Annotated in this window: 20 protein-coding genes; 12 read left to right on the top strand and 8 right to left on the bottom strand. The window is 67.7% G+C overall.

The window, feature by feature from the left end; genetic code table 11:
• Positions 1-1,596: an FAD-binding oxidoreductase gene (locus VL129_RS06210; RefSeq protein ID WP_325411165.1), complete on the bottom strand. Its 1,596-nt coding sequence runs from the start codon at positions 1,594-1,596 to the stop codon at positions 1-3.
• A gap of 116 nt (positions 1,597-1,712) precedes the next feature.
• Between VL129_RS06210 and gliR the strand changes: the two genes are divergently transcribed.
• A complete protein-coding gene (gene gliR / locus VL129_RS06205; protein ID WP_325411163.1) occupies positions 1,713-2,729 on the top strand; it encodes an AraC family transcriptional regulator GliR in 1,017 nt (338 codons plus the stop codon).
• 16 nt (positions 2,730-2,745) lie between these two features.
• Here gliR and VL129_RS06200 read toward each other — a convergent pair whose 3' ends face one another.
• Positions 2,746-4,086: a TRZ/ATZ family hydrolase gene (locus tag VL129_RS06200; protein ID WP_325411161.1), complete on the bottom strand. Its 1,341-nt coding sequence runs from the start codon at positions 4,084-4,086 to the stop codon at positions 2,746-2,748.
• A 222-nt stretch (positions 4,087-4,308) separates the two neighbouring features.
• Between VL129_RS06200 and mtnA the strand changes: the two genes are divergently transcribed.
• From mtnA to rpsA, 8 genes are all read left to right on the top strand, one after another.
• Positions 4,309-5,370: an S-methyl-5-thioribose-1-phosphate isomerase gene (mtnA, locus tag VL129_RS06195; protein WP_325411159.1), complete on the top strand. Its 1,062-nt coding sequence runs from the start codon at positions 4,309-4,311 to the stop codon at positions 5,368-5,370.
• Between the two features lie 136 nt (positions 5,371-5,506).
• Entirely contained in the window at positions 5,507-8,230 is a 2,724-nt protein-coding gene (gyrA, locus tag VL129_RS06190; protein ID WP_325411157.1) for a DNA gyrase subunit A, read from the top strand.
• A 153-nt stretch (positions 8,231-8,383) separates the two neighbouring features.
• On the top strand, positions 8,384-9,466 hold the full coding sequence (serC, locus tag VL129_RS06185; RefSeq protein ID WP_325411155.1) for a 3-phosphoserine/phosphohydroxythreonine transaminase: 1,083 nt from the start codon (positions 8,384-8,386) through the stop codon (positions 9,464-9,466).
• The gene (gene pheA, locus VL129_RS06180) at positions 9,466-10,563 is read left to right on the top strand and encodes a prephenate dehydratase (protein WP_325411153.1); all 1,098 of its coding nucleotides are present in this window, start codon (positions 9,466-9,468) and stop codon (positions 10,561-10,563) included. Before serC ends, pheA begins: the two co-directional genes overlap by 1 nt.
• Before the next feature lie 51 nt (positions 10,564-10,614).
• On the top strand, positions 10,615-11,724 hold the full coding sequence (hisC, locus tag VL129_RS06175) for a histidinol-phosphate transaminase (RefSeq protein WP_325411151.1): 1,110 nt from the start codon (positions 10,615-10,617) through the stop codon (positions 11,722-11,724).
• Positions 11,717-13,951: a bifunctional prephenate dehydrogenase/3-phosphoshikimate 1-carboxyvinyltransferase gene (locus VL129_RS06170; protein WP_325411149.1), complete on the top strand. Its 2,235-nt coding sequence runs from the start codon at positions 11,717-11,719 to the stop codon at positions 13,949-13,951. Before hisC ends, VL129_RS06170 begins: the two co-directional genes overlap by 8 nt.
• Position 13,952: 1 nt before the next feature.
• Entirely contained in the window at positions 13,953-14,636 is a 684-nt protein-coding gene (gene cmk / locus VL129_RS06165) for a (d)CMP kinase (protein ID WP_325411147.1), read from the top strand.
• A gap of 144 nt (positions 14,637-14,780) precedes the next feature.
• Positions 14,781-16,463, top strand: a complete 1,683-nt coding sequence (rpsA, locus tag VL129_RS06160; protein WP_325411145.1) for a 30S ribosomal protein S1 — start codon at positions 14,781-14,783, stop codon at positions 16,461-16,463.
• Positions 16,464-16,709: 246 nt separating this feature from the next.
• Here rpsA and VL129_RS06155 read toward each other — a convergent pair whose 3' ends face one another.
• The gene (locus VL129_RS06155; RefSeq protein WP_325411143.1) at positions 16,710-17,474 is read right to left on the bottom strand and encodes a dienelactone hydrolase family protein; all 765 of its coding nucleotides are present in this window, start codon (positions 17,472-17,474) and stop codon (positions 16,710-16,712) included.
• A gap of 144 nt (positions 17,475-17,618) precedes the next feature.
• Here VL129_RS06155 and VL129_RS06150 point away from each other — a divergent pair, with 144 nt between their 5' ends.
• Positions 17,619-18,815 carry an MFS transporter gene (locus VL129_RS06150; protein WP_325411141.1) on the top strand — a complete coding sequence of 399 codons (1,197 nt, stop codon included), beginning with the start codon at positions 17,619-17,621 and terminating at the stop codon, positions 18,813-18,815.
• Here VL129_RS06150 and VL129_RS06145 read toward each other — a convergent pair whose 3' ends face one another.
• Positions 18,816-19,487, bottom strand: coding sequence for a DUF502 domain-containing protein (locus tag VL129_RS06145; protein WP_037008471.1), 672 nt, complete (start codon positions 19,485-19,487; stop codon positions 18,816-18,818).
• Positions 19,488-19,561: 74 nt separating this feature from the next.
• Entirely contained in the window at positions 19,562-20,563 is a 1,002-nt protein-coding gene (locus VL129_RS06140) for an AraC family transcriptional regulator (RefSeq protein ID WP_325411138.1), read from the bottom strand.
• Between the two features lie 149 nt (positions 20,564-20,712).
• Here VL129_RS06140 and VL129_RS06135 point away from each other — a divergent pair, with 149 nt between their 5' ends.
• Together VL129_RS06135 and VL129_RS06130 are read left to right on the top strand one after the other, a co-directional pair.
• Positions 20,713-21,903, top strand: coding sequence for a CaiB/BaiF CoA transferase family protein (locus VL129_RS06135; protein ID WP_325411136.1), 1,191 nt, complete (start codon positions 20,713-20,715; stop codon positions 21,901-21,903).
• A 149-nt stretch (positions 21,904-22,052) separates the two neighbouring features.
• Positions 22,053-22,316, top strand: coding sequence for a hypothetical protein (locus tag VL129_RS06130; protein ID WP_325411134.1), 264 nt, complete (start codon positions 22,053-22,055; stop codon positions 22,314-22,316).
• Between the two features lie 184 nt (positions 22,317-22,500).
• On the opposite strand, the gene xseA is transcribed toward VL129_RS06130, so the two are convergent.
• The 3 genes from xseA to aceK form a co-directional block, all read right to left on the bottom strand.
• On the bottom strand, positions 22,501-23,880 hold the full coding sequence (gene xseA / locus VL129_RS06125; RefSeq protein ID WP_325411281.1) for an exodeoxyribonuclease VII large subunit: 1,380 nt from the start codon (positions 23,878-23,880) through the stop codon (positions 22,501-22,503).
• A 19-nt stretch (positions 23,881-23,899) separates the two neighbouring features.
• Positions 23,900-24,502, bottom strand: coding sequence for a tRNA-uridine aminocarboxypropyltransferase (locus tag VL129_RS06120; protein ID WP_325411132.1), 603 nt, complete (start codon positions 24,500-24,502; stop codon positions 23,900-23,902).
• Between the two features lie 180 nt (positions 24,503-24,682).
• Entirely contained in the window at positions 24,683-26,407 is a 1,725-nt protein-coding gene (aceK, locus tag VL129_RS06115) for a bifunctional isocitrate dehydrogenase kinase/phosphatase (protein WP_325411130.1), read from the bottom strand.
• Positions 26,408-26,411: the final 4 nt, after the last annotated feature.

Genomic DNA, 26,411 nt, shown 5'->3' with positions numbered 1-26,411 from the left:
TCAGTCCTCCAGCAGCACGCCCGGGGCCAGGCGCCGCTCGGGGTCGAAATGCCGTGCCAGCGCGCTAAGCGCCGCCAGGCCCAGCTCGCCCTTCTCGGCCGCCAGGTAGGGCGCGTGGTCGCGGCCGACGCCGTGCTGGTGGCTGATGGTGCCGCCGTGGCTGGCGATGGTGCGGCTGGCAGCGTGCTTGAGGGTCTGCCAACGCGCCAGGGCCTCGGCATAGTCGGCACCCGGGCGGAACACATAGGTGGTGTAGAGGCTCGAACCCTGGCCGTAGACGTGCGACAGGTGGGTGAACACGTGCACCCGCTCGTCCCGGTCGGCCAGCCCGTGGCGCAGGCTGTGCTCGACCGCCTGCTGCAGCGCATCGACGTTGCCCCAGTCGGTGGCGGTTTCCAGGGTGTCCACGGCGTAGCCGGCGGCCCACAGGCCGTGGCGCAGGTAGGGGAAGCGGAAGCGGCCCTCGGCCCACTTGCGACCCAGCAGGGTGCCGGTGAACACCCCGCCGTGGTTCCTGAGCAGGCGGCGGGTCTGGCGCAGCGACAGGGCGTTCTGCTGGCGATTGCCGGTCACGCCGAAGGTCAGCAGGCACTTGCCGGCGCCGGCGCCGCGCAGCGCCAGGTAGCGCTCCAGCAGGGCGATCTGACGGGGGTGACCGGCCAGGGCCAACTGGGTTTCGGTTTCGGTCGGGTTGGACAGACGCAGCATCGACAGCGGGATGCGCGCCTGGGCCAGGGCGCGCACGCCGGCCAGGGCGCGCGGCCAGTCGGGCAGGAACACCGCGTAGAAGCGCTCCTGCTCGGCCAGCGGGCTGACCCGCACCCTGACTTCGGAAATGACCCCGAAGCGGCCCTCGCTGCCTAGCACCAGCTCGCGCAGATCGGGGCCGGCGGCCGAGGCCGGGAAGGTCGGGATCTCCAGGCTGCCGGCGAAGGTTTCCAGGGTGCCGCCGGCGAACAGCTGCTCGATGCGTCCGTAGCGCAGCGACTGCTGGCCGCTGGAGCGGCTGGCCACCCAGCCGCCGAGGGTGGACAGCTCCCAGGACTGCGGGAAGTGACCGAGGGTGTAGCCGCGCGCGCGCAGCTGGGCCTCGACCTGCGGGCCGTTGGCGCCGGGGCCGAAGGTGGCGATGCGGCTGTCCTCGTCCAGGTCGAGCAACTGGTTCATGCGCTCCAGCGACAGGGTCAGCACCGGCCGCGCCGAGGCGGCCGGGTTGATGTGTCCGGCCACCGAGGTGCCGCCGCCGTAGGGAATGACGATGGCGTCCCGCTGCCGTGCCCAGGCCAGCAGTTCGCGAATCTGCGCCGGGGTTTGCGGCAGGGCCACGGCGTCGGGAAACACGCCGAAGCTGCCGGAGCGCATGGCCAGCCAGTCCGGCAGGCTCTGGCCGCGGGCGTGGCGCACGCGCGCCTCGGCCTGGCGGGTGATCAGCGGGTGCTCGGGCAGGCGCGATGGCGGCACCTGGGCGAGCACCTCGGCGAGGCTGGCGTCGGCCAGCGGCCGGCTCGGGCCGAGGCGTTCGGCGAGAAAGGCCGCGCCCTGTTCCGGCAGATGTACCTCGGTACCCTCGTCACCCCAGCCATTCCAGCGCCGCATGCCTTGCCCCCTTGTCGGTCCCGCGTGTCGGCTGCCTATACTAGCCAGCCGCGCGTGGCGGTCACTGTCCGATCCGGCCACGCGCATTCGCCAATCGAGCCAAAAACACCCCTCGCATGCAGACACTCGGCTATACGGCGGTTCCCGTCCTGCTCAAGTACCTGAGCCATGCCCAGACCCTCGGCCTGGACTGCGCCGCGGCGCGGCAGGCCGCCGGGCTGAGCGCCGAGTGCCTGGCCGACAACGGCCAGCGGGTGCCCAGCGAACAGCACGAGCGCCTGCTCGAACACCTGCTGCGGCAGTCCGCCGATCCGCTGTTCGGCCTGCATGCGGCGCGCCACGTGCAGCCCGGCTCGTGGAGCGTGCTCGGCTACATCACCATGAACTGCGCCACCCTCGGCGAGGCGATGGCGCGCATCCTGCCCTACGAGCGGCTGGTCGGTGACATGGGCACCAGTCACATCGAGCAGCAGGATGGCCAGGTGCGCCTGAGCTGGCACTGCCGGCATCCGCAGCAGCCGGTGCGCCGACACCTGATCGAGAACGTGCTGGCGTCCTGGCTGCATTACGGGCGCTGGATCGCCGGCGTGGAGCATTCCCCCAGTTGCGTACAGTTCGAGCATGCGCTGCCGGCGGGCTGCCGGGTCGAGGACTACGAGCGGGTGTTCGGCTGTCCGGTGCTGTTCGAGCAGGCGCACAGCGCATTGCTGGCCCCGCTGGAGTATCTGGGTCTGCCGCTGCGCCAGGCCGATGCCGGCCTGTTGCGCGCCCTGGAGGCGCACGCCTTGGGTCTGCTCGACCGCCTGGAGGACGACCAGCCGCTACCGCTGCGGGTCCGCGCGGCGCTGCGCGAGATGCTCAGCGACGGCCTGCCGCGCAAGGAACGGGTCGCCGCGCGGTTCCACATGACCCTGCGCACCCTGCAGCGCCATCTGCAGGCGGCCGGTACCAGCTACCAGGCGATCCTCGATCAGCTGCGCCGCGAGCTGGCCGAGCACTACCTGCGCCACAGCGAGCTGCCGATCCAGGACATCGCCTGCTACCTGGGCTTCAGCGAGCCGCGCTCGTTCCACCGCAGCTTCAAGCAGTGGACCGGACAGACGCCGGGGGAGTATCGCCAGCGGCAGCGCTGACGGTGGCAGGCCGCGTTCAGTCGCGCGGCGCGGCGCGTCCGGCGGCGATCTTCGCGCCCCAGGCGCGGGTGGTCGCCAGCAGGCGCTCCTCGTCGAGGCGTGTCAGCCGGCCCTCGTCGAGCAGCTGCTTGCCGCCGACCCAGACATGCCGCACGCAGTGCCGGCCGCCGGTGTAGACCAGCTGCGACACCGGGTCGTAGACCGGCTGCTGGTACAGGCCGGAGAGGTCGAAGGCCGCCAGGTCGGCCCACTTGCCGACTTCCAGCGAGCCGCAATCCTGTTCCAGGCCCAGCGCGCGGGCGCCGTTCAGGGTGGCCATGCGCAGCGCGCGGTGGGCGTCCAGGGCGCTGGCGTCCTGCTGCACGGCCTTGGCCAGCAGGGCGGCGGTGCGGATTTCGCCGAGCAGGTCCAGGTCGTTGTTGCTGGCCGCGCCGTCGGTGCCGATGGCGACGTTGACGCCGGCCTGCCACAGGCGTTCCACCGGGCAGAAGCCGCTGGCCAGCTTGAGGTTGGACTCCGGGCAGTGGATGACGCTGCTGTTGCTTTCCACCAGGCGCTGAATGTCTTCGTCGTTCACCTGGGTCATGTGCACCGCCTGGAAGCGCGGGCCGAGCAGGCCCAGGCGCTGCAGGCGCGCCAGCGGCCGCTCGCCGTGGGTCGTCAGGCTCTGCTGCACCTCCAACTCGGTTTCATGCACGTGCATCTGGATGCTGGCGTCCAGCTGTTCGGCCAGCATCACGACCTGGCCCAGCTGTTCGTCGGTCACCGTATAGGGCGAGTGCGGGCCGAAGGCCGCCGAGAGGCGCGGATGATGGCGCAGCTCGTCGAACAGCTGCAGGGTCTGGCGCACCGCGTCGCTGGCATCCAGCGCGCCCGGCACGGCGAAATTCATCAGCGGCACGCAGAACTGCGCGCGCACGCCGGCGCGGTGCGCCACCTCGCTGGTCACCCGCGGGTAGAAGTACATGTCGGAAAAGCAGGTGACGCCGCCCTTGAGCTGCTCGGCGATGGCCAGTTCGCTGCCGTCGCGGATGAAATCCTCGTCCACCCAAACCGATTCGGCCGGCCAGATGTGGTCCTGCAGCCAGGGCAGCAGCGGCAGGTCGTCGGCCAGGCCGCGAAACAGGCTCATGGCGGCGTGGCCGTGGGCATTCACCAGCCCGGGGGCGAGCAGCATGCCGGGCAGTTCGCGCACCTCGCGGGCCTCCAGACGCAGGGCCTGTTCACGCGGGGCGAGCAGGGCGATGCGCCCGTCGCGGATGCCCAGCGCGTGATTCTTCAGCACCACGCCGGCCGGCTCGACCGGAACCAGCCAACCAGGCAACAGGAGGAGGTCGAGCGGAGCGGCGGCGGGCATGATGGCGTTCACAAAACGGTGGCAGGGCCGGCAGTGTACGGCCGCGTCGGGTGGGTTTTGAAGGGGCGCAACCTGTGGGGCCGGCTTTATGCCGGCCGACAGGGGTGAGTCAGTAGCCGAGGCGTCAGCCACGCTTCCGCTGGCCGGCATAAAGCCGGCCCCACAAGGATCGGCGGCGATGTGCGTATAATCCGCGCCCTTTGTGTCGGGTGGGCGGTGGACATGCGTGAGCGATTGCTGGCGGCGGAACGGGTAAAGGCTCTCGAGTGGCGCGAGGGCGTCCTGCATGTGCGGGACCAGCGTCTGCTGCCGGCCCGCGAAGCCTGGCTGGCGCTGGACAGCGCCGCCGCCGTGGCCGAGGCGATTCGCGATGGGGCGGTACGCGGCGCGGCGGCCATCGGCATTGCGGCGGCCTACGGGCTGGTGCTCGGCGCGCGGGCGCGGCTGGCCGCCGGCGGCGACTGGCAAGCGGCGCTGGAGGCGGATTTCCAGTTGCTGCGCGAGGCGCAACCGGCGGCGGCCGGCCTGGGCTGGGCGCTGGATTGCCTGCGTAACCGCCTGCGCCGGCTATCGCCCGGGGCGGACCCGCTTCCGGCGCTGGAAGTCGAGGCCGGCGCCATCCTGGCCAGCGACCGCGAGGCCAATCTGGCCATCGCCCAGTTCGGTCTGGAGTTGCTGCGCCAGCATGACGAAGGCATTCGCGCGGTGCTGACCCATGGCAACGCCGGCGCCCTGGCCGGCGGCGGCTTCGGCAGCGCGCTGGGCGTGATCCGCGCCGGCTGGCTGGGCGAACTGGTCGAGCAGGTCTATGTGGGCGAGAGCCGCCCGGGACTGCAGGGCGCGCGGCTGACTGCCTGGGAACTGCACGGCGACGGCGTGCCGACCACCGTGTGTGTGGACGCGGCGGCCGGCCATCTGATGAAGAGCGAGCGCATCGGCTGGCTGATCGTCGGCGCCGAGCGCATCGCCGCCAACGGCGACGTGGCGGCCACCATCGGCACCTATCCGCTGACGGTGCTGGCCATGCACCACGGCCTGCGCGTGATGGTGGCGGCGCCCAGCTCGTGCATCGACATGAGCCTGGAGCATGGCGAGGACATTCCCCTCGAAGACCACGCGGCGAGCGAAGTGCTCGACCCGGCGGTGGGGGTCGAGGTGTTCAATCCGGCCTTCGACGTGACACCGGCCGACCTGATCGATGTGATCGTCACCGAGCGCGGCGTGATCGAGCGGCCGGATACCGCGAAGCTGGCCGAGCTGATGTGTCGCAAGCGCCTGCATTGATTGCCGGCTCGGCGCCACGCAACCTACCGCCGGATAACGGAAAGTTGCGGCCTGGGTCCTGAAGCCTGGCGCGGCAAGCTGTGATACCATCCCGCGCTTATCGCAGGACCCTGCTGACTAAAGGAACCAGGCTTCCATGGGCGAACTGGCCAAAGAAATCCTCCCGGTCAACATCGAAGACGAGCTGAAACAGTCCTACCTCGATTACGCCATGAGCGTCATCGTCGGTCGTGCGCTGCCCGATGCGCGCGACGGCCTCAAGCCGGTGCACCGCCGGGTGCTGTTCGCCATGAGCGAACTGGGCAACGACTGGAACAAGCCCTACCTGAAGTCGGCCCGTGTGGTCGGCGACGTGATCGGTAAATACCACCCGCACGGCGACTCGGCGGTGTACGACACCATCGTGCGCATGGCGCAGCCCTTCTCGCTGCGCTACCTGCTGGTGGACGGTCAGGGCAACTTCGGTTCGGTGGACGGCGACAGTGCCGCGGCCATGCGCTACACCGAAGTGCGCCGCACCAAGCTGGCCCACGAGCTGCTGGCCGACCTGCACAAGGAAACCGTGGACTGGGTGCCGAACTACGACGGCTCCCTGCTGATCCCCGAAGTCCTGCCGACCAAGATTCCCGCCCTGCTGGTGAACGGCTCCGCCGGTATCGCCGTGGGCATGGCCACCAACATCCCGCCGCACAACCTGGGCGAGGTGGTGGACGGCTGTCTGGCGCTGATCGACAACCCGGAACTGACCGTCGACGAACTGATGCAGTTCATCCCCGGTCCGGACTTCCCCACCGCCGGCATCATCAACGGCCGCGCGGGCATCATCGAGGCCTACCGCACCGGCCGTGGCCGGGTGTACATGCGCGCCCGCGCCACCGTCGAGGACATGGACAAGGCCGGCAGCCGCCAGCAGATCATCGTCACCGAGCTGCCCTACCAGCTGAACAAGGCGCGGCTGATCGAGAAGATCGCCGAGCTGGTGAAAGAGAAGAAGATCGAAGGCATCAGCGAGCTGCGCGACGAGTCCGACAAGGACGGCATGCGCATCGTCATCGAGCTGCGCCGGGGCGAAGTCGGCGAGGTGGTGCTCAACAACCTCTACGCCCAGACCCAGATGCAGAGCGTGTTCGGCATCAACAACGTGGCCCTGGTCGACGGCCAGCCGCGTCTGCTGAACCTCAAGGACATGCTCGAGGTGTTCGTCCGTCACCGCCGCGAAGTGGTGACCCGCCGCACCATCTTCGAACTGCGCAAGGCCCGCGAGCGCGGCCACATCCTGGAAGGCCAGGCGGTGGCGCTGTCGAACATCGACCCGGTCATCGAGCTGATCAAGAAATCGCCGACCCCGGCCGAGGCCAAGGAGCGTCTGCTGGCCACCGGCTGGGAGTCCTCCGCCGTGGAAGCGATGGTCGAGCGTGCCGGCGCCGACGCCTGCCGCCCCGAGGACCTGCCGGAACAATTCGGCCTGCGCGACGGCAAGTACTACCTGTCGCCGGAACAGGCCCAGGCCATCCTGGACCTGCGCCTGCATCGCCTGACTGGCCTGGAGCACGAGAAGCTGCTCGGCGAGTACCAGGAGATCCTCAACCAGATCGGCGAGTTGATTCGCATCCTGACCAACCCGCAGCGCCTGCTGGAAGTGATCCGCGAAGAGCTGGAGCAGGTGCGCAGCGAATACGGCGACGCGCGCCGCAGCGAAATCATGGCGTCCCACGCCGACCTGACCATCGCCGACCTCATCCCCGAGGAAGAGCGCGTGGTGACCATTTCCCACGGCGGCTACGCCAAGAGCCAGCCGCTGGCCTCCTACGAAGCCCAGCGTCGTGGTGGCAAGGGCAAGTCGGCCACCGGGGTGAAGGACGAGGACTACGTCGAGCACCTGCTGGTCGCCAACAGCCACGCCACGCTGCTGCTGTTCTCCAGCAAGGGCAAGGTCTACTGGCTGCGCACCTACGAGATTCCGGAAGCCTCGCGCACCGCGCGCGGCCGGCCGCTGGTCAACCTGCTGCCGCTGGACGAGAACGAACGCATCACCGCCATGCTGCAGGTCGACCTGGAAGCGCTGCGTCAGCAGGCTCCGGAAGACGAGGAGCTGGACGAGGTGATCGAGCACGACGAGGTCGAGGACCTGGCCGAGGGTGAAGAGGCCGGCGAAGCCGAAGAGGTCGTGACCGGTGCCTTCATCTTCATGGCCACCGCTAACGGCACCGTGAAGAAGACCCCGCTGGTGCAGTTCAGCAAGCCGCGCAGCAGCGGCCTGATCGCCCTGCGCCTGGAGGAGGGCGACACGCTGATCGCCGCCGCCATCACCGATGGCAGTCGCGAAGTGATGCTGTTCTCCGACGCCGGCAAGGTCATCCGCTTCAAGGAAGGCCACGTGCGCACCATGGGCCGTACCGCCCGCGGCGTGCGCGGCATGCGCCTGCAGGACGGCCAGCAGCTGATCTCCATGATCATTCCCGAGGGCGAGGCGCAGATCCTCACCGCCTCCGAGCATGGCTACGGCAAGCGCACGCCGATCGACGAATATCCGCAGCGCGGCCGGGGCGGCCAGGGCGTGATCGCCATGGTGACCAACGAGCGCAACGGCAAGCTGGTCGGCGCCATCCAGGTGCAGGACGGTGAGGAGATCATGCTGATCTCCGACCAGGGCACGCTGGTGCGTACCCGCGTCGACGAAGTGTCCAGCCTGAGCCGCAACACCCAGGGCGTCACCCTGATCAAGCTGGCCAAGGACGAGGTGCTGGTCGGCCTCGAACGTGTCCAGGAACCGACCCCGGTCGAGGATGACGCGCTCGAGGGCGAAGAGGACGCTGTGCCCGAAGCGGGCGAGGACGCCGACGAGGCGTCGGACGTTTAAGTGCACGTACGGGCGGCCAGGTGCCGCCCGTCGCGTTCCCGGGCCGCGGCCCGGGAGACAAGAATTGACGGATCTGGCGCGCTGGCGCCAGATTTCGCAAGAACAGCACCAGCGCCGGGTGGCCTGGTGTGCGGCGAATCGAGAGAGAACGACGTGAAACGAGCCCATAACTTCTGTGCAGGCCCCGCAGCCCTTCCCACCGCCGTCCTGGAGCGCGCCCAGGCCGAGATGCTCGACTGGCATGGCATGGGCCTGTCGGTCATGGAAATGAGCCACCGCAGCGACGAATACGTGGCCATCGCCGAGAAGGCCGAGCAGGACCTGCGCGAGCTGATGAACGTGCCGAACCACTACAAGGTGCTGTTCATGCAGGGCGGCGCCAGCCAGCAGTTCGCGCAGATTCCGCTGAACCTGCTGCCCGAAGGCGCCACCGCCGACTACGTGGAAACCGGCATCTGGTCGAAGAAGGCCATCGAGGAAGCGCGCCGCTTCGGCAACGTCAACGTGGCGGCCAGCGGCAAGTCGCTGGACTACTTCGGCATCCCCGGCCAGAACGACTGGCAACTGACCCCGGACGCCGCCTACCTGCATTACTGCAGCAACGAAACCATCGGCGGCGTGCAGTTCGACTGGGTACCGCAAACCGGCGACGTGCCGCTGGTGGTGGACATGTCCTCGGACATCCTCTCGCGTCCGGTCGACGTGTCGCAGTTCGGCATGATCTACGCCGGCGCGCAGAAGAACATCGGCCCGTCCGGCCTGGTGGTGGTGATCGTCCGTGAAGATCTGCTCGGCCAGGCGCGCGCCAGCTGCCCGACCATGCTCAATTACAAGGTCTCCGCCGACAACGGCTCCATGTACAACACCCCGGCCACCTATTCCTGGTACCTGGCCGGCCTGGTGTTCGAGTGGCTGAAGGAGCAGGGCGGTATCGAGGCCATGGCCCGCCGCAACCATGCCAAGCAGGACCTGCTGTACAGCACCATCGACGCCAGCGAGTTCTACAGCAACCCGGTGAGCCGCAACGCGCGCTCCTGGATGAATGTGCCGTTCCGCCTGGCCGACGAGCGTCTGGACAAGGACTTCCTGGCCGGCGCCGATGCGCGTGGCCTGCTCAACCTCAAGGGTCACCGTTCGGTGGGCGGCATGCGCGCCTCTATCTACAACGCCACCGGCCTGGATGCCGTCGAGGCACTGGTCGCCTACATGGCCGAGTTCGAGAAGGAGCACGCCTGATGAGCGACGCCGATCAGCTCAAGGCGCTGCGGGTTCGCATCGACAGCCTCGACGAGAAGATCCTCGAGCTGATCAGCGAGCGCGCGCGGTGTGCCCAGGATGTGGCGCGGGTGAAAACCGCCGGCCTGCAGCCGGGCGAAGAGGTGGTGTTCTATCGCCCCGAGCGTGAAGCCTGGGTGCTCAAGCACATCATGGAGCTGAACAAGGGGCCGCTGGACAACGAGGAAGTGGCCCGCCTGTTCCGCGAAATCATGTCGTCCTGCCTGGCGCTGGAGCAGCCGCTGAAAGTGTCCTACCTGGGCCCGGAAGGCACCTTCTCCCACGCCGCGGTGCTCAAGCACTTCGGCGCGGCGGTGAAGAGCCAGCCGATGGCGGCAATCGACGAAGTGTTCCGCGAAGTGGCCGCCGGTGCGGTGAACTTCGGTGTGGTGCCGGTGGAAAACTCCACCGAGGGCGCCATCAACCACACGCTGGACAGCTTCCTCGAACACGACCTGGTGATCTGTGGCGAGGTGGAGCTGCGCATCCACCATCACCTGCTGATCGGCGAAAACACCAAGACCGACAAGATCTCGCGCATCTATTCCCACGCCCAGTCCCTGGCCCAGTGCCGCAAGTGGCTGGACGCCCATTACCCGAATGTCGAGCGCGTGGCGGTGTCCAGCAACGCCGACGCGGCCAAGCGGGTCAGGAGCGAGTGGAACAGCGCGGCGATTGCCGGCGACATGGCCTCTACCTTGTACGGCCTGACCAAGCTGCACGAAAAGATCGAAGACCGTCCGGACAACTCGACACGCTTCCTGATCATCGGCAACCAGGAAGTGCCGCCGACCGGCGACGACAAGACCTCGATCATCGTCTCCATGCGCAACAAGCCGGGCACGCTGCATGAGCTGCTGGTGCCGTTCCACACCAACGGCATCGACCTCACGCGCATCGAGACCCGCCCGTCGCGCAGCGGCAAGTGGACCTACGTGTTCTTCATCGACTTCGTCGGCCACCACAAGGACCCGCTGGTCAAGGGTGTGCTGGAGAAGCTCGCTGACGAGTCGGTGGCATTGAAGGTGCTGGGTTCCTACCCCAAGGCTGTTCTCTAATCTTTTCGGCGGGCTCCGACGCGGGGCCCGCTGGCCGTCGAGGCTATACGCATGAGTGCTGATTTCCTTGCCCTGGCCGTGCCGGGCGTACAGAAGCTGTCCCCTTACGTCACCGGCAAGCCGATCGAGGAACTGGCCCGCGAGCTGGGCATGGACCCGGCACAGATCGTCAAGCTGGCCAGCAACGAGAACCCGCTGGGCCCGAGCCCGAAGGCGCTGGCCGCCATCCAGGACGCGCTGCCCGAACTGACCCGTTACCCCGATGGCAGCGGCTATGCCCTGAAGCAGAAGCTGGCCGGCAAGTTCGCCATCGACCCGGCGGGCATCACCCTGGGCAACGGTTCCAACGACATCATCGACCTGGTGGCGCGTGCCTTCCTGGCGCCGGGCCTCAACGCCGTATTCAGCGCCCATGCATTTGCCGCCTACCCAATCTCCACCCAGGCTGTTGGCGCGGAAAGCCGCGTGGTGCCGGCCATCGACTATGGCCATGACCTGGATGGCCTGATCGCCGCCATGGACGCCAACACCCGGGTCGCCTACGTCGCCAACCCGAACAATCCGACCGGCACCTGGTTCGGTGCCGAAGCGCTGGAACGCTTCCTGTCCCGAGTGCCGGAGCATGTCGTGGTGGTGCTGGACGAGGCCTATATCGAGTTCTCCGAGCCGGGCGAGCTGCCCAACGGTCTCTCGTACCTGTCCCGCTACCCGAACCTGCTGGTCTCGCGCACCCTGTGCAAGGCCTACGGCCTGGCCGGCCTGCGCATCGGCTACGGCGCGTCTTCGGCAGCCATCGCCGGCGTGCTGAACCGCGTGCGCCTGCCGTTCAACGTGAACAGCCTGGCGCTGGTCGCCGCAAGCGCCGCGCTGGACGACGAGGACTACGTGCTGCGCAGCCGCCAGGTCAACCGCGCCGGCATGCGCCAGCTGGAAGCTGGCCTGCAGGCACTGGGGCTGAGCTGGATTCCCTCGCGCGGCAACTTCCTGGCCGTGGACTTCGGCCGCGACGCCGCGCCGATCAACGCCGCGCTGCTGCGCCAGGGCGTGATCGTGCGGCCGGTGGCCGGCTACGCGATGCCGACCTTCCTGCGCGTGTCGGTGGGCACCGAGGCGGAGAACGCCCGTTTCCTCGACGCGCTGGAGCACGTGCTGCGTGGCTGATCTCAAGCACCCCAACGAGGCGCGGCTCGGCCGCCTGGTGGTGGTCGGCCTGGGCCTGATCGGCGGTTCCTTCGCCAAGGGCATCCGCGCCACCGGCCTGTTCCGCGAGGTGGTGGGCGTCGACCTGGACCCCGAGTCCCGCCGCCTGGCGGTGGAGCTGGGCGTGGTCGATCGCTGCGAGGCCGAGCTGGCCGTCGCCTGCCAGGGCGCCGACGTGATCCAGCTGGCGGTGCCGATCCTGGTCATGGAAAAGGTGCTGGCGCAGCTGGCCAGGCTCGATCTCGGCCAGGCGATAATCACCGACGTGGGCAGCGCCAAGGGCAACCTGGTGCGCGCCGCGCGCCAGGTGTTCGGTCACATGCCGGCGCGCTTCGTGCCCGGTCATCCGATTGCCGGGTCCGAACAGAGCGGTGTGACGGCGGCCAATCCGAAGCTGTTCCGCCGCCACAAGGTGATTCTCACGCCGGTGGCGGAGACCGATCCCGACGCCCTGGCGCTGGTCGACCACCTGTGGCGCGCGCTGGATGCCGATGTCGAGCACATGGACGTGGCGCACCACGACCAGGTGCTGGCCGCCACCAGCCATCTGCCGCACCTGCTGGCCTACACGCTGGTGGACTCGCTGGCCAAGCGCAACGAGAACCTGGAGATATTCCGCTACGCCGCCGGCGGCTTTCGCGACTTCACGCGCATCGCCGGCAGCGATCCATTGATGTGGCACGACATCTTCCTGGCCAACCGGGACGCCGTGCTGCAGGCGCTGGACGATTTTCGCGACGACCTCGACGCCCTGCGCGCCGCGGTGGTCGAAGGGGATGGGCATCACCTGCTGGGCGTGTTCACCCGCGCCCGGGTGGCCCGCGAGCATTTCAGCAAAATCCTGGCCCGCCGGGCCTATGTGGACGCCATGCATTCCAACAATGATCTGATCTTCCTCGCCCAGCCGGGCGGCAGCGTCAACGGCCGAATCCGCGTGCCGGGCGACAAGTCCATCTCCCACCGCTCGATTCTGCTCGGCTCGCTGGCCGATGGCGTGACCGAAGTGCAGGGCTTCCTCGAAGGCGAGGACGCGCTGGCCACCATCCAGGCGTTCCGCGACATGGGCGTGGTCATCGAAGGCCCGCACAAGGGCCGCGTCACCGTGCACGGCGTCGGTCTGCACGGCCTGAAGGCGCCGGCCGGTCCGCTGTACATGGGCAACTCCGGCACCTCGATGCGCCTGCTCTCCGGCTTGCTGGCCGCGCAGCCGTTCGACACCACGCTGACCGGCGACCCGTCGCTGTCCAAGCGGCCGATGAACCGTGTCGCCAAGCCGCTGCGCGCGATGGGTGCGGTGATCGAAACCGGTCCCGAAGGTCGTCCGCCGCTGACCATTCGCGGCGGCCAGAAACTGACCGGCATGCACTACGAGATGCCGATGGCCAGCGCCCAGGTGAAATCCTGCCTGCTGCTGGCCGGCCTGTACGCCGCCGGGGAAACCGCGGTGACCGAGCCGGCACCGACCCGCGACCACACCGAGCGCATGCTGCGTGGTTTCGGTTACCCGGTCGAGGTCGACGGCGCCACCGCCAAGGTCGAAAGCGGCCACAAACTGACGGCCACCCAGATCGAGGTGCCGGCGGACATTTCCTCGGCCGCGTTCTTCCTGGTCGCGGCCAGCATCGCCGAGGGCGCCGAGCTGGTGCTGGAGCACGTGGGCATCAACCCGACCCGCACCGGGGTGATCGACATCCTCCGTCTGATGGGCGGCGACATCACCCTGGAGAATCAACGTGAAGTCGGCGGCGAGCCGGTGGCCGATCTGCGCGTGCGCTCGGCGAAGCTCAAGGGCATCGACATCCCCGAGGATCTGGTGCCGCTGGCCATCGACGAATTCCCGGTGCTGTTCATCGCCGCCGCCTGCGCCGAAGGGCGCACCGTGCTGCGCGGCGCCGAGGAACTGCGCGTCAAGGAATCCGACCGCATCCAGGTCATGGCCGATGGCCTGCAGGCGCTGGGCGTGAAGGCTGAGCCGACCCCGGACGGCATCGTCATCCACGGCGGCCCGATCGGCGGCGGCGAAGTCTGGGCGCACGGCGATCACCGCATCGCCATGTCGTTCAGCGTCGCCTCGCTGCGCGCCACGGCGCCGATCCGCATCCACGACTGCGCCAACGTCGCCACCTCGTTTCCCAACTTCCTGGCCCTGGCCGAGCAGGTGGGCATCCGCGTAGCCAAGGAGTCCTGACATGACCGCTCCCGTCATCGCGCTCGATGGGCCGAGCGGCTCGGGCAAGGGCACCCTGGCCGGCCTGCTGGCCAACCGCCTGGGCTGGAATCTGCTGGATTCGGGCGCCATCTATCGTCTGCTGGCCCATGGGGCCGGCAAGCACGGCATCGACCTGGCCGACGAGGCGCGGCTGGTGGAGCTGGCCGCGCGTCTGGACGTGCAATTCATCCCCGGCCAGCCCGGCCAGGAACAGATCACGCTGCTCGACGGCGAGGATGTCACCCGTGCCATCCGCACCGAGCAGGCTGGCGCCGGCGCCTCCAAGGTCGCCGCGCTGCCGGCGGTGCGCGCCGCACTGCTGGACCGCCAGCGCGCCTTCCGGGCCGCGCCCGGGCTGATCGCCGACGGTCGCGACATGGGCACGGTGGTGTTTCCTGACGCGCCGCTGAAGATTTTCCTGACGGCCAGCGTGGAAGAGCGCGCACGTCGCCGCTATCTTCAGTTGAAGGAAAAGGGCGAGGCTGTTAACCTCGCGGGTCTTTTCGAGGAGATCCGCGCGCGCGATGAGCGCGACACGCAGCGGGCCACCGCGCCGCTCAAGCCGGCTGACGATGCGCTGCTGCTGGACTCGACCGAACTGAGCATCGAGCAGGTGCTCGAAAGAATTCTTGGCGAAGCCGCTGCCCGCGGACTCGTCGGGTAAGTCGATCGCTTCGCCACGAAGGATCGCAAGGAAGCTTGCAGGGAACCAGTCCATGTCCTGCGAGCGTCTTTTACATGAACGAACCCACATTTGGCTGGAGTGTGGCTTTGGGCGGATCCACCGCCTTGAACAACAGGAATCAACATGAGCGAAAGCTTTGCAGAACTTTTTGAAGAAAGCCTGAAGTCCCTGGACATGCAGCCCGGTGCCATCATCACCGGCATCGTGGTCGACATCGATGGTGACTGGGTCACCGTCCACGCCGGCCTGAAGTCCGAGGGCGTCATCCCGGTCGAGCAGTTCTATAACGAACAGGGCGAGCTGACCATCAAGGTAGGTGACGAAGTTCACGTCGCGCTGGACGCGGTGGAAGACGGCTTCGGTGAAACCAAGCTGTCCCGCGAAAAAGCCAAGCGCGCCGAGTGCTGGATCGTTCTGGAAGCTGCTTTCGCTGCTGAAGAAGTGGTCAAGGGCGTCATCAATGGCAAGGTGAAGGGCGGCTTCACCGTCGACGTCAACGGCATCCGCGCGTTCCTGCCGGGTTCCCTGGTCGACGTGCGTCCGGTGCGTGATACCACTCACCTGGAAGGCAAGGAACTGGAATTCAAGGTCATCAAGCTCGACCAGAAGCGCAACAACGTTGTCGTTTCCCGTCGCAGCGTCCTGGAAGCCGAGAACAGCGCCGAGCGTGAAGCTCTGCTGGAATCCCTGCAGGAAGGCCAGCAGGTCAAGGGTATCGTCAAGAACCTCACCGACTACGGCGCGTTCGTCGACCTGGGCGGCGTGGACGGCCTGCTGCACATCACCGACATGGCCTGGAAGCGCATCAAGCATCCGTCGGAAATCGTCAACGTTGGCGACGAGATCGACGTCAAGGTGCTGAAGTTCGACCGCGAGCGCAACCGCGTCTCCTTGGGTCTGAAGCAGCTGGGCGAAGATCCGTGGGTCGCCATCAAGGCCCGTTATCCGGAAGGCACCCGTGTTCAGGCTCGCGTCACCAACCTGACCGACTACGGCTGCTTCGCCGAGCTGGAAGAAGGCGTCGAGGGTCTGGTGCACGTGTCCGAAATGGACTGGACCAACAAGAACATCCACCCGTCCAAGGTCGTTCAGGTCGGCGACGAAGTGGAAGTCATGGTCCTGGATATCGACGAAGAGCGTCGTCGTATCTCCCTGGGCATCAAGCAGTGCAAGTCCAACCCGTGGGAAGACTTCTCGTCCAGCTTCAACAAGGGCGACAAGATCTCCGGCACCATCAAGTCGATCACCGATTTCGGTATCTTCATCGGCCTGGACGGCGGCATCGACGGTCTGGTTCACCTGTCCGACATCTCCTGGAACGAGCCGGGTGAAGAAGCCGTTCGCCGCTTCAAGAAGGGCGACGAGCTGGAAACCGTCATCCTCTCCGTCGATCCGGAGCGTGAGCGCATCTCCCTGGGTATCAAGCAACTGGAAGACGATCCGTTCTCCAGCTATGCCTCCTCCCACGAGAAGGGCAGCATCGTTCGCGGCACCGTGAAGGAAGTTGACGCCAAGGGCGCGGTCATCGACCTGGGCAACGACATCGAAGCCACCCTGAAGGCTTCCGAAATCAGCCGTGACCGCGTCGAAGACGCCCGTAACGTGCTGAAGGAAGGCGACGAAGTCGAAGCCAAGATCATCAGCATCGACCGCAAGTCCCGCGTCATCAGCCTGTCCATCAAGTCCAAGGATGTCGAGGACGAGAAGGACGCGATGAAGGAACTGCGTACCAAGCAGGAAACCGAGACCACCGGTCCGACCACCATTGGTGATCTGATCCGTGCTCAGATGGAAAACCAGAACTAAGTTCTGATTTCCTGCTGATGAAAAAGGGCGACTTCGGTCGCCCTTTTTTGTTGCTGCGAATACCGGGCGCGGCTCACCTGTGGGGTCGGCTTACACCGGGCCTACGGAGTCAGGCCGGCGCAGGGTGTTGCGCCTACCTTCGTCGGCCGGGATAAACCCGGCCCCACAACGTCCGCTTCCGCCAGAACGTAGGGTGGTCAACGCCACACATTGGCCACCGCAGCGGCCGGAACAGCGCCAACCGCCTTACACGAACACCTCCGCAAAGAACGCCTTCATGTCTTGCCACGAGCGCTCATCGGCTTCCCGCTGATAGCCGATATCGAGCGTCGCCGTGCGCCGCTGGTCGGCCTGCGGGTTGGTGAAGCCGTGGCGAGCGCCGGGGTGGATCACCAGCCGGTAGTCCGCACCCGCCTCGCGCATCTCGTCCTGGAACGCCTGCAACTGCTCGGACGTGGTCATGCTGTCTGCCTCGCCGTGTTCCACCAGAATGCGTGCCCTGACGCTGCCTGGGGTCGCCGGCACCGTCGGCGCCAGCCGGCCATGGAAGCTGACCACGCCCGCCAGTGGCAGCCCCTGGCGGGCCATGTCGAGTACCAGCTTGCCGCCGAAGCAGTAACCGATCGCGCCGATACGACGCGGGTCGACTTCCGGCTGGCGCAGCAGCAGATCCAGCGCCGCCTCGAAGCGCTGCCGGGTGATTTCCACGCTGGCCGTGGCGGCCTGCATGAGGGTGCGGGCCTCGCCCGGGTCGGTGGTGGTCCTGCCCTCGCCGTACATGTCCAGCGCCAGCGCGGCGTAGCCGAGCGCCGCCAGTTCGCGGGTACGGCGCTGAATGTAGTCGTTGAGTCCCCAGAACTCGGGTGCCACCAGGATGCCCGGGCGCGGTCCATGCTCGGCTTCGTCGCTGGCCAGGTAGCCCCGCAGCGCCGTACCGTCGGCGCTCTGGTAGGTCAGTTCGCGGGTGTGGATTTCGGCCTGGGCAAGGCCGTCGGAAGAGGGGATGCTCATGACGTTTTCTCCGCTGCGGGACTTATCAAGGAGGCACTGAGATCGTCCGCAGGTTCCCTGTGTCATTTTGTCCTGCAGGGCGGGGGGAGAAGTGGTAGGCTGCGCGCCGCCCTTGTCCGGGCGAACTGCGAGTGCTTTACCCGAATGTCTGCTCCTTCCGATTCTGCCGGCTATATCCAGCGCGGCAGTGCCGATTACCGCCGGGCCACCCTGGCGCTGTTCTGTGCCGGTTTTGCCACCTTCGCCCTCCTGTACTGCGTGCAACCGCTGCTTCCCCTGCTGGCGGCGCACTTTCGCGTGTCCGCCGCGAGCAGCAGCCTGGTCCTGTCGCTGACCACCCTGAGCCTGGCGCTGGCCATGCTGGTGGCCGGCGCGCTGGCCGAGAGCTGGGGGCGCAAGCCGGTGATGGTCGCCGCCCTGGGTCTGGCCAGCGTGCTGGGCATCGCCAGCGCCCTGGTGGACGACTGGCAGGCGCTGCTGGTGTTGCGCACCCTGCTGGGACTGGCGCTCAGCGGCCTGCCGGCGCTGGCCATGGCGTATGTGGGCGAGGAGTTCGATCCGCCCTCGCTGCCGGCGGCGATGGGACTCTATATCGGCGGTACCGCGCTGGGCGGCCTGCTCGGTCGCCTGCTGGCCGGCCTGTTCGCCGATCTGGGTGGCTGGGAGCTGGCGCTCGGCGGCATCGCCGGTCTCGGTCTGCTGGCGCTGCTGCTGTTCCACTGGCTGCTGCCGCCGTCGCGGCATTTCCGCGCGCAGCCGCTGTCGCTGCGCACGCTGCTGGGCAACTTCCGCCTGCACCTGGCCAACCGCGAGCTGCGCATCCTGTTCAGCATCGCCTTCCTGCTGATGGGCGGCTTCGTTGCGCTGTTCAACTACATTGGCTTCCGCCTGGCGGCGGCACCGTTCGGCTTGTCCTCGACGGTGATCGGCTTGCTGTTCACCGTCTATCTGCTCGGCATCCTCAGCGCCGGCTGGGGCGGGCGGCTGGTGCCGCGCTTCGGCGCGCCGCGCGTGATGCTGGGCGGCCTGATGATCATGCTGCTGGGTGTGACGCTGTGCGCGCTGCCCTGGCTGCCGGCGGTGGCGCTCGGCCTCGGCCTGGTGACCCTGGGCTTCTTTGCCACCCATGCGGTGGCCAGCGGCCAGGTCGGCCAGCGTGCCCGGGGCGCCAAGGCGCAGGCCTCGGCCCTGTACCTGTGCGCCTATTACCTGGGCTCCAGTGTCATCGGCTATTGCGGCGGGTGGGTATGGAGCCACGCCGGCTGGTTGCCGCTGCTGGTGCTGCTGTCCGGCGTGTTCCTGCTGGCCAGCCTGCAGAGCCTGCGCCTGGCCCGGGGCTGATCAGTCGACCCGCTCCGCCGGCCGGCTGTCCACGGGCGGGTAGGGGGGCGGGGTGATGCCCATCGATACATAGATGCTGGTAAAGGTATCCATGCCCATCTGCGCCGGCTTGATCCACTCCACCGGCATGTACAGCAGGCCGCCACCCACCGGGATCGGCGCGGTGGGCACCAGCACCGCGAGGTAGCGTCGACCGTTGATCACGACGGGCTCTGGATTGGGCAGCAGCGCCAGCACCGCCACGCCGTCGCCGCCGAAGAAGCACCAGACCGGGCTCATGGCGGCAATGTCGGCGTCTTCCTTCTGGTCCAGCAGGCCAACGAAGCGGTCAGTCAGCCCGTACAGCTTGCCCAGCAGCGGAATGCGCTCGACCGTCAGCTTGAACAGCCTGGCCAGCGGCTTTTTCAGCCCCAACTGCACCGCCAGCCCCAGCGGGTAGATGGCGACGATGAGGATCAGCGTGCCGAGCAGGTAGGCCAGCTTCGGGCTTTCCACGAACGGATAGCCGAGGACGGCGAACAACTGGCCGACACCGGTGGACGGGCCGGCGAAGCGGTTGAGCAGGCTGACGATCCAGGTGACCAGCGCCAGGGTGAGGGTCAGGGGCAGCAGGGCCAGCAGGCCGGCCAGCCAGGTGGTGACGATGGACTTGAAACCTCGGGACAGGAGCATGGCGAATCCGGACAGGGCAGGCGAAGGGCCTCCATTCTGGCCATTCCGCTAGCGGCTGCAAGCGGGGCTCTGTCTCATTTTTCTACCGGCTCACGGTAGGCGCCGGGCGTCAGGTGCGTCCATTTGCGAAACGCCCGGTGAAACGCCGATGCCTCCGAGAAACCCAGTTGCTCGGCGATCTCCTGGATGGACAGTTCCGGGCGGCCGAGCAGGTAGATGGCGCGGTCGCGGCGCAGCTGGTCCTTGATGACCTGGAAACTGCTGCCCTGCTCGCGCAAGCGCCGGCGCAGGGTCTGCGGGCTGCAGTTGAGCTGGCGGGCCAGCTGTTCCAGGTCCGGCCACTGGCGGCAGTCGCGGCCGAGCAGGCGCTGGATGCGCACGATCAGCGAGTCGTCGCCTGCCGGACGGCTGAGCAGGTCGGCGGGCGCCTGTTCCAGAAAGTGCTTGAGGGTGCGCTCGTCCTGCAGCAGCGGCTGATCCAGGTGCGCGGCGGCGAAGCGCAGCCCGGTGAAGCCGGCGGCAAAGCGCCGCACGCCGGGAAACAGCAGGTCGTACTCGGCGACATGCTGCGGCTGCGCATAGGCGAAACAGAGCTCCTCGAGGGCGATGCGCTGGCCGATCAGCCAACTGGCCAGGCGATGCCAGATCAGCAGCAGGCTTTCGCTGAGGAAATGCTCGGGGTCATGGGCCGGTTCCACCCGCAGGCACAGCCAGGCCTGCGCGCCCTCGCGACGCAGCGTGAACTCGGGGCTGCCGGGGAACAGTCGATAGAAGCGGATGCCACGCCGCAGGGCCTTCTCCAGGGTGCCGCAATGGATGATGGCGCAGGCCATCATGGCAAAGGTGCCGGGCAGGCTGGCCTGGCCGGCCAGTCCCAGGTACTCGTCATCGAGGTGCCGCCAGAGCAGGCGGATCAGTCGTGCGTATTGCGCCGCCGTCACCCGTGCGGCGGACTCCTCCAGCACGGCGGGCGGCAGGCCGGCTTCGCTCAGCAGCGCCGGGATGTCCAGGTCGCGCAACCGCGCCCCGTGCAGCGCGGCGCGGACGAAATGACTGGCAATGGTGCGTTCGCGCATGGTGGCTTCCCTGGCTCAGGCGCTCGATGGTAGTCAGCCGGGGCGGGCGCGGACAAGCGCGTTTGCATCAGCCCGGTCGAGCGTTCGGGTCATTGAGCGCGGGATGCCCGCCGGCCTAGGCTTGCCGGACCTTCAAGAAGGAGTCCGCCATGCCCGGTCCCCTGGCCTCGCTGAAAGTCCTCGATTTCTCCACCCTGCTGCCCGGGCCGTTCGCCTCGCTGCTGCTGGCCGACCTCGGCGCCGAGGTGCTGCGCATCGAATCGCCGAGCCGGCCCGATCTGCTGCGCCTGCTGCCGCCCCGCGTGCAGGGCGCCTCCGCCGCCCATGCCTGGGTCAACCGCAACAAGCGCAGCCTGGCGCTGGACCTCAAGCAACCGGCGGCGCGGGAGGTGGTGCATGATCTGCTGCGCGACTACGACATCCTCATCGAGCAGTTTCGCCCCGGAGTGATGGAACGCCTCGGGCTCGGCTACGAGGCCCTGAAGCGTATCAATCCGCGGCTGATCTACGTGTCCATCACCGGCTACGGCCAGACCGGCCCGTATCGGGCGCGCGCCGGCCACGACATCAACTACCTGGCGCTCAGCGGCCTGGCCGCCGGCACCGGCCGGCGCGACAGTGGCCCGGTGCCGCAGGGCGTGCAGATCGCCGACCTGGCCGGCGGCTCGTTGCACGGCGTGGTGGGTCTGCTTGCGGCGGTGATCCAGCGCCAGCTCAGCGGCGAAGGCCAGCAGGTGGATGTCAGCATGACCGACTGCGCCTTCAGCCTGCACGCCCTGGGTGGCGCCGGCTATCTGGCCGGCGGCGTCGAGCCGGGACTGGAAAACCAGCCGCTCAATGGCGGCGGCTTCTACGACTACTACCGCACCCGCGATGACCGCTGGCTGGCCGTCGGCTGCCTGGAGCCGCAGTTCTTGCAGGCCTTCTGTCAGGCGCTGGGGCGGCCGGAGCTGGCGGCGCGCGGCCTGTCGCAACGGGCGGAGGATCAGCAGGCCCTCAAGGGCGAGTTCGCCGCCGAGATCGAGCGGCGCAGCCTCGCCGAGTGCCAGGCGCTGTTCGCCGACCTGGACGCCTGCGTGGAACCGGTGCTGTCGTTAAGCGAGGCGCTGGAGCATCCGCAGATCGCGGCGCGCCAGCTGGTCACCGAGGTGCCCGGCCCATCCGGCCCGTTGCGCCAGCTGGCCTGCCCGCTGAAGTTCTCCGCCGGCCTGCCGCCACCACGCCACAGCGGCGCGGCGCTGGGCGAGCATGGCGAACAGGTGCTGCGCGAACTGGGGTATGACGAGGAGCGGGTTCAGGATTTGCGGGCCCGCGGCGTGCTGGGCGGGGCGCGAACGTAGGGCGGTTAGCGTTTTTCTGGCTGCCAGGGGCATGACGAGGCGGACAACGCCGAATGGACAGGGTGATGGCTAATTGATAGCTTTGCGCCGCCCAGCCCCTCCGGCATCGGGCCCCTTTCTCTTAGCCGTCTTACCGCAAGGATGTCTGCATGAAAAAGCAATTGCTGCTGCTCGCCCTGTCGACCGTTGTTCTGGCAGGCTGCGCCCCGGCCAACATCACCTCGGCCAAGTGGGATACCAACAACGGTGCGAACGTGACCACCCGCTGCGAGCAGGTGGATATGCGCTCCAAGAAGGAGATGGACAACGCTTTCGCCAAGTACGATGGCTGGAAGCTGGTCTACGTCTCCGAGTACACCACTGCCAATCGCTTCGGCACCGATGGTGTGGCCTGCTTCGAAAAGGCGCGCTGATCGCGACAGCGGATGGCGCTCCACACGACACCGGCCTTGAGCCGGTGTTGTTTTTTGGGCGCTTCTATTGGGTGGTGCAAGGCGAGTCCAAAGCGTAGGGCGATCAGCGCTGTTCCGGCCGCCGGGCGGGCCTGTGCGCGGGGCATGGTGACAAAAAAGCGCTGTCCACCCTGCAGGCGCAGGCTCAGTCCAGCAACGACAGATTCACCGGCTCCTGGTGATTGTCTTCCACGCGCACGCTCAGGCGACCGTCGCCCAGGCGGGCTTCCAGGCGCTGGCCGACGTGGGTCTGGCGGGCGTCGCGGATGGCCCGGCCCTGCTCGTCCAGCAGGATGCTGTAGCCCCGGCCCAGGGTGGCCAGCGGGCTGACCACCTGCAGGGTCTGCGCCAGCGCGGCGAGTTGCAGGCGGCGCTGGCGCAGGCCGGTCAGGGTGGCGCGCGGCAGGCGTTCGGCGAGGCTGTCCAGGCGCTGGCGCAGCAGGGCCAGTTGACGCCCGGGATGGCGGCTGGCCAGGCGGTGTTCCAGGCGCAGCAGGCGTTCCCGTGACTGCCCCAGACGGCGCTGCAGCGCCTGATGCAGGCGCCGCTCCAGATCGTCCACGCGCAGCGCCAGCTGCTGCAGGCGCTCGCCCGGATGGCGCAGGCGGCGCAGCAGGCCCTCCAGACGCAATTGTTCGCGGTGTAGGTGCTGGCGCATGCACAGCTGCAGACGGCGTTCCAGCACCGCCAGGCGCTGCTGCAGATCGGCGCTGTGCGGCGCCAGCAGTTCGGCGGCGGCCGAGGGCGTGGGCGCGCGCATGTCGGCGACAAAGTCGCAGATCGATACGTCGGTCTCGTGGCCCACGGCGCTGACCGTCGGGGTGACGCAGGCGCCCAAGGCGCGGGCCACCGCTTCCTCGTTGAAGCACCAGAGATCCTCCAGCGAACCGCCGCCACGGGCCAGGATCAGCGCATCAAAGCCCTGGCGGTCGGCCAGCTGCAGGGCGCGGACGATCTGCGCGGTGGCTTCGCGACCCTGCACGGCGGTGGGCACCAGGGTCAGTTCCACCTGCGGCGCGCGGCGGCGGAACACCGAGATGATGTCGCGGATCACCGCACCGGTCGGTGAACTGACAATGCCGATGCGCCGCGGATGGCTGGGCAGCGGGCGCTTGCGCTCGGCGGCGAACAGCCCCTCGTCGCTCAGCTTGCCCTTCAGCGCTTCGAAGGCCAGGCGCAGCGCGCCGTCACCGGCCGGCTCGACGCTGTCGAGAATCAACTGGTAATCGCCACGCCCCTCGAACAGCGAGACCTTGCCACGCACCCGCACTGCCAGCCCGTCGCGCAGCGCCTGGCGCACGCGCAGGGCGTTCTGCCGGAACAGTGCGCAGCGCACCTGGGCCTGGCCGTCCTTGAGGGTGAAATACACGTGGCCGGAGGCCGGCCGGGCCAGGTTGGAGATTTCGCCTTCCACCCACACCTGGGCGAAGACATCCTCCAGCAGCAGGCGGGCACGGTTGTTGAGCTGGCTGACGCTCAGCACCTCGCGGTCGAGGTGGAGGCGTTCGAAGGGGTCGTTACGCATGGCGGCGATGATACGTGAATCACCCACGCGTCGCGTGGTTGCGCTGGTAAGTGGACTCGCCCATGGCGGCGATCTGCCCTTCGATCAGCGCCTCGAACGGGCGCAGCAGATCGTCGAAGCGGTGCTCCGGCTCCAGCCGCGAGAGGGTTTCCACGACGGCTTCCAGGGTGGACAGCGCGCCCGGCTGCGGCGCCTTGCGCAGGCGGTAGCGGGAGGTCAGCCCCTCCGGCAGGCACAGACGCGGCAGGCTTTCCAGGCAGGGGTTGAGGTAAAGCAGCTTGCGCGCCTTGCGCCAGGTGCCGTCGGGAACGATCAGTTGCAGCGGGCGCTCATCGGCGCGCTGCGGGACGGGCAGTTCGGCCTGTTCGCCGGGGAACAGCAGCAGGCTGCGGTAGGCGGGATCGGCCAGGCGCTCGGCCAGCTCCTCGCCGAAGGTTTCGCCGACCAGCAGCTCGGCATTCACCAGTCCCAGCGCCGCCAGCCGCGCGGTGTTCAGCGCGTGGCCGCTTTCGTCCGGGTGCTGCAGGATCAGCACGCGGGTGCGACTGTCCAGGCGCGGGATCAGCGCGCACAGGCAGTGGCTCAGCGGGCGGCGGCAACGGGGGCAGGTGGGGCGGGGCATGAGGTATCCATTGGCGAGAAAAGCATCGTGGCTGAAGCGCTCCCACGAAAGCGGCGCCGTGCATGAACCTGTGGGAGCGAATTCATTCGCGAGCCCTTGGGTGAGACCTGCAGCCTGGCCGGCCGCATCTTGCGGGCTGCTGAAAAGCTCGCGGACGAGTCCGCTCCCACAAAAGAAGGATCACTGCAGACTCTGCTGCCGATCGCGCCGGTAGGGGAACACGTCGATCACCTTGCCCTCGCGGATGGCGTTCTGCAGGCTTTTCCAGTAATCGGCGTCGAACAGGTCGCCGTGCAGCTGGCTGAACAGGCGGCGCTGCTTGATATCGACGAACAGGAAGCGCGGGAATTCCTCGGGGAACACGTCGTTGGGGCCGACCGAGTACCAGGGCTCGGCGGACATCTCGTCCTCGGGGAAGCGTGGCGGCGGGATGTGCCGGAAGTTCACCTCGGTGAGGTAGCAGATCTCGTCGTAGTCGTAGAACACCACACGGCCGTGGCGGGTGACGCCGAAGTTCTTCAGCAGCATGTCGCCGGGGAAGATGTTGGCCGCCGCCAGCTGCTTGATGGCCTGGCCGTAATCCTCCAGCACCTCGCGTTGCTGGGCCTCGCTGGCGCCTTCCAGATACAGGTTCAGCGGCGTCATGCGTCGCTCGGTCCAGCAGTGGCGCACCAGCACCGTGTCGCCCTGCAGTTCCACGGTGGAAGGCGCCACTTCCAGCAGCTCGGCCAGGCACTCGGGGTCGAATTTTTCCACCGGGAAGCGGAAGTCGGCGAACTCCTGGGTGTCGGCCATGCGGCCGACCCGGTCGACACGCTTCACCAGCCGGTACTTCTCGATGACGGTGGCGTGGTCGACGTTCTTGGACGGCGAGAAGCGGTCCTTGATGATCTTGAACACGGTGTTGAAGCCGGGCAGGGTGAACACGCTCATCACCATGCCGCGCACGCCGGGCGCCATCACGAAGCGGTCGTCGGTGTTGATCAGGTGGTGGATCAGCGCGCGGAAGAATTCCGACTTGCCCTGCTTGTAGAAGCCGATGGAGGTGTACAGCTCGGCGATGTGCTTGCCGGGCAGGATGCGCTTGAGGAAGGCGACGAACTCGGCCGGGTAGGAGACATCGACCATGAAGTAGGAACGGGTGAACGAGAAGATGATCGACACGTCCGCCTCATCGGTGATCAGTGCGTCGATGCGGATGCCTTCGCCTTCCTTGTGCACGAAAGGAATCGCCAGCGGCCACTGTTCCTCCGGCGTATAGATGCGCCCGACCAGGTAGGCGCCCTTGTTGCGATACAGCGGCGAGCAGAACAGCTCGATGGTCAGCTCCGGGTCCTTGCACACCCAGTCCGGCAGGTTGGCCTGCAGCGTGGCTTCCAGGCGGGCCAGGTCGCCCTCCAGATCGATATAGGGCACGTCGAAGCGATAGTCTTCGAACACCGCCCGCAGCAGGTCGGCCAGGTTGCCCTTCGGCCGGTACACCCGGGTCTGCGCCGCGCGGCGATGGGGGTGCAGCGCCGGACGGGTGGTGTGGATGAACATGGTGCCGTCGCTGATGCAGTCATGGCTGAACAGGTGGCAGAAGATCGAGTTGAACCAGGTTTCCGCCAGCTCGTCGTCGCTGCGCGGGTTGATCTGCTCGATGTAGGCGCTCTTCACCAGCGGCCAGAGCTGCACGTCCAGCAGTTGCTCGGCGGGAAATTCCCGGCGCAGGCGCTCGGTGGTTTCCTGGGCCTTGTCTTCGTAGAGGGCGATGCGCGCCGCCGAGGCCTGCTGGATCTCCTGCCACTGCGCCTGCTCGAAGCGCTGGCGCGCGCCGTCGGTGATCAGCCGGAACTGCTCGCGGTAGTCGTCGAAGCCCTTGAGGATGGAGCGGGCGATATCGGCCGGCCATTGCTGCGCCATGTTG

This window comes from Pseudomonas sp. (assembly GCF_035497915.1).
In the GTDB taxonomy this organism is placed as follows: Bacteria; Pseudomonadota; Gammaproteobacteria; order Pseudomonadales; family Pseudomonadaceae; genus Serpens.
Note: the sequence above shows the minus strand (reverse complement) of the source record. Positions and strands in the feature narration are given on the sequence as shown.

Bases quoted from the DNA above. Each gene is read 5' to 3' on its own strand.
- VL129_RS06210 (WP_325411165.1), bottom strand. From the start codon at position 1,596: ATGCGGCGCTGGAATGGCTGGGGTGACGAGGGTACCGAGGTACATCTG.
- gliR (WP_325411163.1), top strand. From the start codon at position 1,713: ATGCAGACACTCGGCTATACGGCGGTTCCCGTCCTGCTCAAGTACCTG.
- VL129_RS06200 (WP_325411161.1), bottom strand. From the start codon at position 4,086: ATGCCCGCCGCCGCTCCGCTCGACCTCCTCCTGTTGCCTGGTTGGCTG.
- mtnA (WP_325411159.1), top strand. From the start codon at position 4,309: ATGCGTGAGCGATTGCTGGCGGCGGAACGGGTAAAGGCTCTCGAGTGG.
- gyrA (WP_325411157.1), top strand. From the start codon at position 5,507: ATGGGCGAACTGGCCAAAGAAATCCTCCCGGTCAACATCGAAGACGAG.
- pheA (WP_325411153.1), top strand. From the start codon at position 9,466: ATGAGCGACGCCGATCAGCTCAAGGCGCTGCGGGTTCGCATCGACAGC.
- hisC (WP_325411151.1), top strand. From the start codon at position 10,615: ATGAGTGCTGATTTCCTTGCCCTGGCCGTGCCGGGCGTACAGAAGCTG.
- cmk (WP_325411147.1), top strand. From the start codon at position 13,953: ATGACCGCTCCCGTCATCGCGCTCGATGGGCCGAGCGGCTCGGGCAAG.
- rpsA (WP_325411145.1), top strand. From the start codon at position 14,781: ATGAGCGAAAGCTTTGCAGAACTTTTTGAAGAAAGCCTGAAGTCCCTG.
- VL129_RS06155 (WP_325411143.1), bottom strand. From the start codon at position 17,474: ATGAGCATCCCCTCTTCCGACGGCCTTGCCCAGGCCGAAATCCACACC.
- VL129_RS06150 (WP_325411141.1), top strand. From the start codon at position 17,619: ATGTCTGCTCCTTCCGATTCTGCCGGCTATATCCAGCGCGGCAGTGCC.
- VL129_RS06145 (WP_037008471.1), bottom strand. From the start codon at position 19,487: ATGCTCCTGTCCCGAGGTTTCAAGTCCATCGTCACCACCTGGCTGGCC.
- VL129_RS06140 (WP_325411138.1), bottom strand. From the start codon at position 20,563: ATGCGCGAACGCACCATTGCCAGTCATTTCGTCCGCGCCGCGCTGCAC.
- VL129_RS06135 (WP_325411136.1), top strand. From the start codon at position 20,713: ATGCCCGGTCCCCTGGCCTCGCTGAAAGTCCTCGATTTCTCCACCCTG.
- VL129_RS06130 (WP_325411134.1), top strand. From the start codon at position 22,053: ATGAAAAAGCAATTGCTGCTGCTCGCCCTGTCGACCGTTGTTCTGGCA.
- xseA (WP_325411281.1), bottom strand. From the start codon at position 23,880: ATGCGTAACGACCCCTTCGAACGCCTCCACCTCGACCGCGAGGTGCTG.
- VL129_RS06120 (WP_325411132.1), bottom strand. From the start codon at position 24,502: ATGCCCCGCCCCACCTGCCCCCGTTGCCGCCGCCCGCTGAGCCACTGC.
- aceK (WP_325411130.1), bottom strand. From the start codon at position 26,407: ATGGCGCAGCAATGGCCGGCCGATATCGCCCGCTCCATCCTCAAGGGC.